The 10,708-nt window shown below is 63.6% G+C and carries 9 protein-coding genes; 8 read left to right on the top strand and 1 reads right to left on the bottom strand.

The genetic code is table 11. The features are described from left to right. Positions 1-51: 51 nt before the first annotated feature. Complete coding sequence (gene pdxR / locus ACFQU0_RS02875; protein WP_382198614.1) at positions 52-1,176, bottom strand: MocR-like pyridoxine biosynthesis transcription factor PdxR; 1,125 nt, start codon at positions 1,174-1,176, stop codon at positions 52-54. Positions 1,177-1,308: 132 nt separating this feature from the next. Here pdxR and ACFQU0_RS02870 point away from each other — a divergent pair, with 132 nt between their 5' ends. From ACFQU0_RS02870 to ACFQU0_RS02835, 8 genes are all read left to right on the top strand, one after another. Next, complete coding sequence (locus ACFQU0_RS02870; protein ID WP_382198613.1) at positions 1,309-2,094, top strand: gamma-glutamyl-gamma-aminobutyrate hydrolase family protein; 786 nt, start codon at positions 1,309-1,311, stop codon at positions 2,092-2,094. 41 nt (positions 2,095-2,135) lie between these two features. Further along, positions 2,136-3,506, top strand: a complete 1,371-nt coding sequence (locus tag ACFQU0_RS02865; RefSeq protein ID WP_382198612.1) for a glutamine synthetase family protein — start codon at positions 2,136-2,138, stop codon at positions 3,504-3,506. Positions 3,507-3,540: 34 nt separating this feature from the next. Beyond that, positions 3,541-4,953, top strand: coding sequence for an aspartate aminotransferase family protein (locus ACFQU0_RS02860; RefSeq protein WP_382198611.1), 1,413 nt, complete (start codon positions 3,541-3,543; stop codon positions 4,951-4,953). Between the two features lie 123 nt (positions 4,954-5,076). Then, positions 5,077-6,198, top strand: a complete 1,122-nt coding sequence (locus ACFQU0_RS02855; protein WP_382198610.1) for a polyamine ABC transporter substrate-binding protein — start codon at positions 5,077-5,079, stop codon at positions 6,196-6,198. Positions 6,199-6,350: 152 nt separating this feature from the next. Beyond that, the gene (locus tag ACFQU0_RS02850; RefSeq protein WP_382198609.1) at positions 6,351-7,511 is read left to right on the top strand and encodes an ABC transporter ATP-binding protein; all 1,161 of its coding nucleotides are present in this window, start codon (positions 6,351-6,353) and stop codon (positions 7,509-7,511) included. 8 nt (positions 7,512-7,519) lie between these two features. Beyond that, positions 7,520-8,443 (top strand): ABC transporter permease subunit, encoded by a 924-nt coding sequence (locus ACFQU0_RS02845; protein ID WP_382198608.1) that lies wholly within the window; start codon positions 7,520-7,522, stop codon positions 8,441-8,443. Then, the gene (locus ACFQU0_RS02840) at positions 8,440-9,294 is read left to right on the top strand and encodes an ABC transporter permease subunit (protein ID WP_382198607.1); all 855 of its coding nucleotides are present in this window, start codon (positions 8,440-8,442) and stop codon (positions 9,292-9,294) included. Before ACFQU0_RS02845 ends, ACFQU0_RS02840 begins: the two co-directional genes overlap by 4 nt. A 32-nt stretch (positions 9,295-9,326) precedes the next feature. After that, entirely contained in the window at positions 9,327-10,616 is a 1,290-nt protein-coding gene (locus ACFQU0_RS02835; protein ID WP_382198606.1) for a DUF3138 family protein, read from the top strand. Positions 10,617-10,708: the final 92 nt, after the last annotated feature.

The following is a 10,708-nucleotide window of genomic DNA, read 5'->3' as shown; positions in this document are numbered from 1 at the left end:
ATCAACGATCTACCAACACCACCTCCGCGCCAGTGCTAGCTTTTCGTACCGTCACTTATTGCACTGAAAACGAGGAGACCCCTGCAGGGGCATCTGGCCGGGGCGGTTGAGGTCGTAGTGGGCCTGCTTGAAGGCGCCCACCAAGGGTTTGGGCACCACGAGGTAGCCCAGCTTGAGGCCGGGGTAGAGCACCTTGGAGAAGGTGCCCATGTAAAGCACGCAGCCGTCCTTGTCCAGGCCTTCGAGCGATGAAATGGGCGGGCCGCTGAAGCGGAATTCGCTGTCGTAGTCATCTTCCAGAATCCACGCCTTGTGCTGCGCCGCACAGGCCAGCAGCTGGTGGCGCCGGCTCAGCGACATCACCGCGCCGGTGGGGTATTGGTGTGACGGCGTCACGTAGATGAGCTTGGGCACGGGGTGGGCGTCGTCGCTGCCGGGCGCGATGCCCTGCTGGTCCACCGGCACCGCGTGCATGCTCAGGCCGGTGGCCATGAAGGCCTTGACCGCGCCCCAGTACGCCGGGTCTTCTACCCACACGGTGTCGCCGTGGTCGGCCAGCAGCTGAGCGCACAGCTCCAGCGATTGTTGCGTGCCGCTGGTGATGATGACCTGATCGGCGTCGAGCTGCACGCTGCGGAAGACGCGCAGGTAGTCGGCCACGGCGCGGCGCAACGGGGCATAGCCGCCCGAATCGTTGTAGTCCAGCATGTCGGGGTAGGTCATGCGCCAGTGTTTGTTTTGCAGGCGCTGCCACAGGGCCACCGGGAAGGCGCTGAAATCGGCGATGCCCGGCGTGAAGGGTTGCACCTCCAGCTGGTTGGCGCAGAACGTGCTTGCCAGTGCCTCGCCTCGGCGCGAGAGCTGGCCGGCCTGCTGCTGTGTCACTGCCGCAGGGCGTGGCGTGGCCTTGGGCACGCTGTCGGCAACATAGGTGCCGCTGCCCACCTGGCTCACCAGGTAGCCCTCGACCGTGAGCTGGTTGATGGCGGCCACCACCGTGTTGCGCGACAGGTTCAGGTCTTGCGCCAGGTCGCGGCTGGAGGGCAGGCGTTCGCCAGCGGCCAGCTTGCCGTCCAGCAAGGCGCGGCGCAGCGCCTCGTAAAGCTGGCGGTGCAGCGGCAGCGCGTCCTGCTGCGCCAGACGTGTCATTTCAGAGAGAAGGAATTCGGACAACATGGCCACTCACCCGGTAGATGACCAGGGCGCCCCGGGTTTACCCCGAGAATTGGCACCATGGCCTTGCCCCAACTGGCCCCCATTGTGATCCAATTTGGCACCACAATCGGTTCACAAATTCGGAGTTTTCAGATGACAGCAATCCCAGGCATGGTCTGGATGCCCGCCGACCACCGCTTGTTGGGTGACCACGGCCATCAGATGCCCTTCCTGCTGTTGGGCGACAAATACGCCCGTGCGGTCAAGGTGGGGGCGCAGGCCCAACCCGTGATGTTCCCGTTGGCCGACGCGGCCCAGGTGGAGGAACTGCTGCCACTGGTCGATGGCGTCATGCTGACCGGCTCGCCCTCCAACGTCCACCCTTCTCACTTCGACGAAGACGTGACCGACCCGGCCTTGCCGCTGGACCCCGAACGCGATTCGCTCACCCTGGCCCTGGTGCGTGCCTGTGTGGCGCACGCCGTGCCCTTGCTGGGTGTGTGCCGGGGCTTTCAAGAGATCAACGTGGCCTTGGGGGGCAGCCTGTACCAGCAGGTGCAAAACGTGCCCGGCCGCATGGACCACCGCGAACCCAAGGGTGCGCCCTTTGACGAGCAATACGCCCCGCGTCACCCCATTCACCTGGCGCCGGGCAGCGTGTTCGCCCGCTGGGCCGGCGCCGAGACGGTGATGGTCAATTCCCTGCACGGTCAGGGTGTGAACCGCCTGGCCGATGGCCTGCGCGCCCTGGCCCATGCACCCGATGGGCAGGTCGAGGCTTTTGAGGTGCTGGGCGCCCGCAGCTTTGCCTACGCCGTGCAGTTCCACCCCGAGTGGCGCTGCTGGGACAACCCTTTTTACGGCGCCATTTTTCGCGCCTTCGGCGACGCCGTTCGCGAGCGTCGCGCCAACCGCCTGGGCCTGCCCGTGGTGGCATGACCACGGCCTGAGCACCCGCACAACACAACGAGAACCAGAACATGAACGCAGCCACCACCCTCAACTCCTTCAACGACCTTGAACATTGGCTCAACGACCGCCGCGTGACCGAAGTCGAATGCCTGGTGCCCGATCTCACCGGTGTGGCGCGCGGCAAAATCCTGCCGCGCGAAAAGTTCACCGAAGACCGCGGCATGCGGCTGCCCCAGGCCATCGTGGGCATGGGCGTGACCGGCGAATTTCCTGAGAGCGGCCCCTACTACGACGTGGTGGACCCGACCGACAAGGACATGCAGTTGCGCCCCGACCCCAGCACCGTGCGCATCGTGCCCTGGGCCACCGACCCGACCGCCCAGGTCATCCACGACTGTTTTGACCACACCGGCAAGCTGGTGCCCTTCGCGCCACGCAGCGTGCTGCGCAAGATCTGCGACCTCTACGCCGCCGAGGGCTGGGACCCGGTGGTGGCGCCCGAGCTGGAGTTCTACCTGACCGCGCGCAACACCGACCCCAATACCCTGCTCAAACCACCGATTGGCCGCAGCGGCCGCGCGGAAAGCTCACGCCAGGCCTACAGCATCGACGCGGTGAACGAGTTCGACCCGCTGTTCGAAGAGATCTACGACTACTGCGAAAAGATGGAGCTCAACGTGGACACCCTGATCCACGAGGTGGGTGCGGGCCAGATGGAGATCAACTTCTTCCACGCCCACCCGCTGGGCCTGGCCGATGAGGTCTTTTTCTTCAAGCGCACCGTGCGCGAAGCCGCGCTGCGCCACGACATGTACGCCACCTTCATGGCCAAGCCCATCGCGGGCGAGCCCGGCAGCGCCATGCACGTGCACCAGAGCATCGTGAGCAAGGCCACGGGTCAGAACATCTTCAGCAACGAAGACGGCTCCGCCTCCGAGGCCTTCTACCACTACATCGGTGGCCTGCAGCGCTACATCCCGGCGGCCATGGTGCTGGTGGCGCCCTACGTCAACAGCTACCGCCGCCTCTCTCGCCACACCGCCGCGCCCATCAACATCGAATGGGGCCACGACAACCGCACCGTGGGCATCCGCTCGCCCATCTCCAGCCCGGCCGCGCGCCGGGTGGAGAACCGCGTCATCGGCGCCGACGCCAATCCCTACGTGGCCATGGCCATGACGCTGGCCTGTGGTTACCTGGGCATGAAAAACAAGATCAAGCCCAAACCCGAGATGAAAGGCGACGCCTACCTGGCGCCTTATTCGCTGCCGCGCAGCCTGGGTGAGGCGCTGGACTGGCTGCGCCGCGAGACCGATCTGCACGACGTGCTGGGCAAGGAGTTCGTGACCATCTACACCGAGATCAAGGAACTGGAGTTTGAGGAGTTCATGAAGGTGATTTCGCCTTGGGAACGCGAACACCTGTTGCTCCACGTTTGAGCCCGTCTGAAGCCACGCCGACCACGAGACCGCCATGAACGCACCGATCAAACCCGAACACCTGAACACCCGCGAAATCCAGTCGCTGGACAGCGCCCACTTCCTTCACCCCTTCACCGACCACGGTGACCTGGCCACACGCGGCGCGCGCGTGATCACCCACGCCGACAACATCTATGTGTGGGATTCCGAAGGGAACAAAATCCTCGACGCCATGAGCGGCCTGTGGTGTGTGAACGCCGGCTATGGCCGCAAGGAGCTGGCCGACGCGGCGCACGCGCAGATGATGACGCTGCCCTTCTACAACAGCTTTTTCCAGACCACCAACGTGCCGGCGGTGAAGCTGGCGGCCAAGCTGGCATCATTGGCACCCTCGGTGGGCGGGCGCACCTTCCAGCACGTTTTCTATTCCAGCAGCGGCAGCGAAAGCAACGATTCCAACGTGCGCATGGTGCGCCGCTACTGGGACCTGATGGGCCAGCCGCAGCGCAAGATCATCATCGGCCGCCACAACGGCTACCATGGCTCCACCATGGCGGGCGCCTCGCTGGGCGGCATGAGCGGCATGCACGCCCAGGGCGATCTGCCCATCCCCAACATCACCCACGTCGAGCAGCCCTACTTTTTTGAGAACGCCTTGCCCGGCGAAAGTGAGGCCGATTTCGGCGTGCGCGCCGCCGGTTTCCTGGAGGCCAAGATTCTCGAACTGGGCGCCGACAAGGTGGCCGCTTTTATCGCCGAGCCGGTGCAGGGTGCGGGCGGCGTGATCATCCCGCCGGCCACCTACTGGCCCGAAATCCAGCGCATCGTCGACAAGTACGGCATCTTGCTGATCAGCGACGAGGTGATTTGCGCCTTTGGCCGCCTGGGCCACTGGTTTGCCTACGAAAAGTTTGGCTACCGCCCCGACCTGGTCACCTTCGCCAAGGCCGTCACCAGCGGTTACGTGCCGCTGGGCGGCGTGATGGTGGGCGACCGCGTGGCCAAGGTGCTGATCGAACAGGGTGGCGAGTTCAATCACGGCTACACCTACAGCGGCCACCCGGTCGCCTGTGCGGTGGCCTTGGCCAACATCGAGCTGATGGAGCGCGAGAACCTGGTGGGCCGGGTGAAAGACGACATCGGCCCCTATTTGGCGAAGCGTTTTGCCGAGCTCGCCGACCACCCGCTGGTGGGTGTGGCCGAGACCTGTGGTTTTGTGGCCGGCCTGGTGCTGGTCAAGGACAAGGCCACCAAAACCGCCTTCGACCCCAACCTGGCGGTGGGCATGGTGTGCCGCAAACATTGCTTTGGCAACGGTCTCATCATGCGCGCCGTGGGCGACCGCATGATCATCGCGCCGCCGCTGGTGATGACCCATGCCCAGATCGATGAAATGATCGATCTGATCAAGCGTTGCCTGGACGCGACGCTGGAAGAAGTTCGTGCCAAGGGATGGCTGGCATAGGAGTTGCTCCATCCAGCGCTTGCAAAAACTCATTTAGCATGCCCGTTTCCCTCTCTTTTCCTTAAGCCCATGGCCGAGGTGGCCATGACGCAGCGGGTTTCTTCAACTTGCAGGAGCATCAACATGCGCAAATCGTTCAAACCGTGGGGTGTGGTCAAGGCTGTGACCGCAGGTCTGTTGGCAGTGGGCTTGGCGGGCGCCGCCTTGGCCCAGGACTCGAAGGTGCTCAACGTCTACAACTGGTCCGACTACATCGGCCCCGACGTGCTGAAGAACTTTGAAAAAGAAACCGGCATCAAGGTCCGTTACGACAACTTCGACAGCAACGAAATCCTGCACGCCAAGCTGGTGGCTGGCAAAACCGGCTACGACATCGTGGTGCCTTCGTCCAACTGGGCGGCGCTGCAGATCGCCGGTGGCCTGTTCCAGAAGCTGGACAAGTCCAAGCTGCCCAACCTCAAGAACATGGACCCCGACATCCAGGCCCAGCTGGCCAAAGTCGATCCCAACAACGACCACATGGTCAACTGGCTGTGGGGCTACACCACGGTGGGCATCAACGTCGACAAGGTCAAGGCCGCGCTGGGCAGCGAGCCCATGCCCGACAACGTGTGGGAGCTGGCCTTCAACCCCAAATACGTCAGCAAGCTCAAGTCGTGTGGTGTAAGCATGCTCGACGCCGGCTCCGAAATCCTGCCGGCCGTGCTGCACTACATGGGCAAGGACGCTTACAGCACCAACCAGGCCGACTACACCGCCGCCGCCGCCGTGCTCAAGGCCGTGCGTCCGCACGTCACGCTCTTCAGCTCCTCGGGCTACATCAACGACATGGTCAATGGATCGGTCTGCCTGGCCGTGGGTTGGTCGGGTGACATCTCGATCGCACGTCAGCGTGCCATCGACACCAAGACCGGTCAGAAAATCGAAGCCTTGGTGCCCAAGACCGGGGGCCTGATTTTCTTTGACTCCATGGCCATCCCTGCCGATGCCGCCAACGTGGCCAACGCACACGCCTTCATGAACTTCATCATGCGTCCCGAGGTGCATGCGTCGCTGACCAACCAGGTCTTCTACGCCAACCCCAACAAGGAAGCACGCAAGTTTGTGGTGCCTGAAGTGGGCAACAACCCGGCGGTGTTCCCCAACAGCGAGCAGATGAAGGCCATGATCGCGCCCAAGGCGCTGGGCAACGACATCCGTCGCCTGCAAACCCGCATCTTCACGCAGTTCAAGACCGGCCGGTAAACGGCCTCCCCCCGCGCCGCCTTCGGCGTCACCCCCCAGAGGGTGGCGGCACCAGCGGACCGGCAGAGCCGGATCCGCGGTGCCCCCGGTTTTAGGGATTTGCGCTCGTCGCGGGTCCCGCTTCGGTCAGCGAAACAGAGGAAACACGCATCTTGGCAACCAACGCAAACCACAAGGCCGGCGCGGGCAGCGCGGCGTCCAACGGGCAGCCCTTCCTGCGCATCCAGCAGGTGGTCAAGCAGTTCGGCGATGCCACGGCGGTGGACGGGGTGTCGCTGGACATCGCCCAAGGCGAGATCTTTGCGCTGCTGGGTTCGTCCGGCTGTGGCAAGTCCACCTTGTTGCGCATGCTGGCGGGGTTCGAGACGCCGACGTCGGGCCAGATCCTGCTCCAGGGGCAAGACCTGGTGCGCCTGCCGCCCAACGAGCGGCCGGTCAACATGATGTTCCAGAGCTACGCGCTGTTCCCGCACATGACGGTGTGGGACAACGTGGCCTTTGGCCTGCGTCGCGACGGTCTGCCCAAGGACGACATCGCCGCCCAGGTCGACAAGATGCTGGCACTGGTGCAACTCACCCCCTACGCCAAGCGCAAGCCGCACCAGCTCTCGGGTGGTCAACAGCAGCGCGTAGCGTTGGCGCGTAGCCTGGCCAAGAAGCCCAAGCTGCTGTTGCTGGACGAGCCTCTGGGCGCATTGGACAAGAAGCTGCGCGAGCGCACGCAGCTCGAACTCGTGGACATCATCCACCAAGTGGGCGTGACTTGCGTGATGGTCACCCACGATCAGGAAGAGGCCATGACCATGGCCTCGCGCATCGGCGTCATGAGCCAGGGCCAGATTCTGCAGGTGGGCCGGCCGGGCGACATATACGAAACACCCAACTGCAAATTCGTGGCCGACTTCATCGGCAGCGTCAACCTGTTCAAGGGCAAGCTCACGGTGGACGAGCCCGACCACGTGGTCATCGATTCGCCCGAGTGCCGCCACTACGTGAGCCACGGCATCACCGGCACGCTGGGCATGGACGCCCATGTGGCCGTGCGGCCCGAAAAGATTGGCATCCAGGTCGAGGCGCCCACCGCGGCCGATTACGACAACGCGGCCGAGGTGGGTTTCAACTGCGCGCACGGCACCATACGTGGGCTGGCCTACCTGGGCAGTTCCACCACCTACCACGTGGCGCTTGAGTCGGGCATGGTGGTCAAGATCACCAAGGCCAACGACGCCCGCCACGACGAGGTGCGCCTGGCGCAGGGCGACGCCGTGCATGTGTGGTGGTGGGGTTCGGACGTTGTTGTCCTCACGCAGTGAGCACGCGCATGAGTGCCCATTCCAACGTTCAATGGCTTGATGCATTTGTGGCCCGCCTGGGCCGCAAGTTTGTCATCGGCGTGCCCATGTTGTTCCTGCTCGCCGTGTTTGCGCTGCCATTTCTGGTGGTGTTCAAAATCAGCGTGTCCGAAAGCGACGGCGTGCGTTTTGTGGATTTGCTGACCTGGAGCGAAGGCGTCTTGCAGCTCAAGGTCCGCTTCAGCAACTACCTCTACATCCTGTTCGAGGACTCGCTCTACATCGAGGCCTACCTGTCTTCGCTCAAATACGCGGCGCTCACCACCGCCATCTGCCTGCTCATCGGCTACCCGTTCGCCTACTTTCTTGCGCGCAGCCCGGCCGAAGTGCGGCCCGGTCTGCTGATGCTCGTCATGTTGCCGTTCTGGACGTCCTTCCTGCTGCGTGTGTACGCGTGGAAGATGCTGCTGGCCGACAACGGTGTGTTCAACAACATCGCGCTGGCCCTCGGGCTCATCGATGCGCCCATCAAGATGATGCACACGCCCTTCTCGCTGACGCTGGGCATGGTCTACACCTACCTGCCCTTCATGGTGCTGCCGCTCTACGCCAATCTGGTGAAGATGGACCTGCGTCTGCTCGAAGCCGCGCGCGACCTTGGCGCGACGCCCTGGCAGGCGTTCTGGCGCATCACCGTGCCGCTGTCCAAAGGGGGCATCGTGGCCGGCGCGCTGCTGGTGTTCATCCCTTGTGTGGGCGAGTTCGTGATTCCTGAGCTGCTTGGCGGCCCGCAAACACTCATGATTGGCCGCGTGTTGTGGGACGAGTTTTTTGCCAACAACGACTGGCCCATGGCCGCCAGTGTGGCGGTGGTGATGGTGTTGCTGATCATCGTGCCCTTGGCCTTGTTCAACAAATACCAGGCCGAACAGTCTGCCGGAGGCCGCGCATGAGAAACCCCGCTGGCGAACGCGTCTCCAAGGCCTGGCTGATCGGTGGTTTTGCCTTTCTGTACCTGCCCATCTTCACGCTGATCATCCTCAGCTTCAACGCCAGCCCGCTGGTCACCACCTGGGCCGGTTTCTCCTTCAAGTGGTACGGCGAGCTGATGCGCGACACCGTCATCATCGAAGGCTTTGTGCTGTCCATCAAGATCGCGCTGATGACGGCCACCGCCTCGGTGTTGCTGGGCACCTTCGCGGCGGTGGCGCTGACCAAGTTCCCGCGTTTCACCGGTCGCACCTTTTTCTCCGGCATGGTGAATTCGCCGCTGGTCATGCCCGAGGTCATCATCGGTCTGTCGCTGTTGCTCACCATGGTGTCGCTGCAGCGTTTGACCGAAGACCTCTTTGGTACCGGCTGGCCCGACCGCGGCACCCTTACCATCTGGATCGGTCACACCCTGCTGGGCATGGCCTACGCCACCGTGGTCATCACCTCACGCCTGCGCGAGATGAACCCGCAACTCGAAGAGGCCGCGCTCGACCTGGGCGCCAAACCCTGGCAGGTGTTTTTTCTGGTCACGCTGCCCTTGATTTCGCAGGCGCTGGCCTCGGCCTGGTTGTTGTCTTTCACCTTGTCGCTCGACGACGTGGTGCTCTCGGCCTTCCTGTCGGGGCCGGGGTCCACCACCCTGCCCATCGCCATCTTCAGCCGCGCGCGGCTGGGCCTGAACCCCACCGTGAACGCGGTGGCCACACTCACCGTGCTGGTGGTCAGCATCGGTGTGGTGGCCGCCAGCCTGTGGATGGCGCGCATGGAGCGCAAGCGCGCGCGTGAGATGGCTGCGGCCATGAAGACCTGAATTCGCTGACGTCAAAACCCTAGGAGAAGCCCATGAGAATGAACAAGAAGACCTTGCTGATCGCCATGGCCGCCGCCATGCCCTGCCTGGGCGCACACGCCCAGAGCAACGCCGAACTGCTGCAACAAATCCAGGCCTTGCAGGCCCAGCTCCAGGCCTTGCAGGCCAAGGTGGAGCAGGTGCAGCAAAAGGCCACCGGCGATTCGCAGGCCGTCACCCGCATCCAGCAGCAGCTGGACGTGGCCGACGACAACGCCGTGCTCAGCGGCATGAAGGGCCTGACGGTGAAGGCCGTGGTCGATCCGACCTTCATCCACACCCAGCGCGCCAACGAGTCCGATTTTGTGCTCATGCGCGACAACGACCGCTTCAATTTCTTCGACTCCGCTTTTGGCCAGGCCATGATCGAGTTCGGCAAGGAAACGGAAGAAGGCACGCAGTGGAAGCTGCGCCTGACGCCCAAGAGTTCGGGCGGGCTGGTGCACGAGGCCTCGGTGTCGGTGCCCATGAATGCCGACGGCACCACCCGCCTGTACGGCGGCCTGATCCCCGACTTCAGTGGCTACGAAGCCACCTTCGCGCACGAGAACCCGCTGGTCACGCACAACCTGCTGTTCGATTTCTCCGCCGCCAGCAACTACACCGGCGCCGGCATGTCCTACGTGATAGGCGATTGGGAAGCCAAGTGGATGGTGGGCAACGTGGATGGTGCCCGTGGCAAGTCGCCGGGTTTTGCCTACCGGGCCGACATGGAGCTGTCCGAGTTCTCCGGCATCGGCTTCTCGGGTGTGCACGGTAAAGACGGTCGCGAGTACGGCAACAACCGCTTCGACATGCTGGAGTTCGATGCCTGGCACGACCGCGGTGACTGGTCGTACCGGGGGCAGGTCAGCTACGGCCGCTACAAAAACGGCGCCTCCAACGGCGACGCCAAGTGGTGGGGCCTGTCGGGCCTGGCCGGCTACAAGCTCACCCCGCGCCTGCAAGCCCTGGTGCGCCTGGATTACCTGAACAACCGCAAAAACGGTGGCGGTGTGTACGGCGCTTCGCTGGAGGACAACGGCACCGGCACCTACATCGACAGCATCAGCGGCTTTGGCCCCAGTATCGACAACAGCACCGGCATGGCCATCGACCCGACACGCGGCGTGAACCGCTACGCCTTGTCCACCGGTCTGAACTACCTGCTCAACGACAACACCTCGCTCAAGTTCGAGGTGCGCTACGACCGCGCCAACGGCAACGTCTTCCTCGACAGCAAGACGGGCCTGTACAAGAAGAGCAACGTGCTTGTTGGCGGCGCCATCGTGTTCCAGTTCTGACGCCAACCAGGTGCTTGCCTGAAACAACGGGGCGGCCTTGGTCGCCCCGTTGGTTTTTCGGGCGCTGCGAGGTGCCATTTGTGGACTTCCCC

Source organism: Hydrogenophaga defluvii, assembly GCF_042665235.1.
GTDB classification, from domain to species: Bacteria; Pseudomonadota; Gammaproteobacteria; order Burkholderiales; family Burkholderiaceae_C; genus Hydrogenophaga; species Hydrogenophaga defluvii_A.
This window is presented reverse-complemented; position numbering and strand designations above follow the sequence as displayed.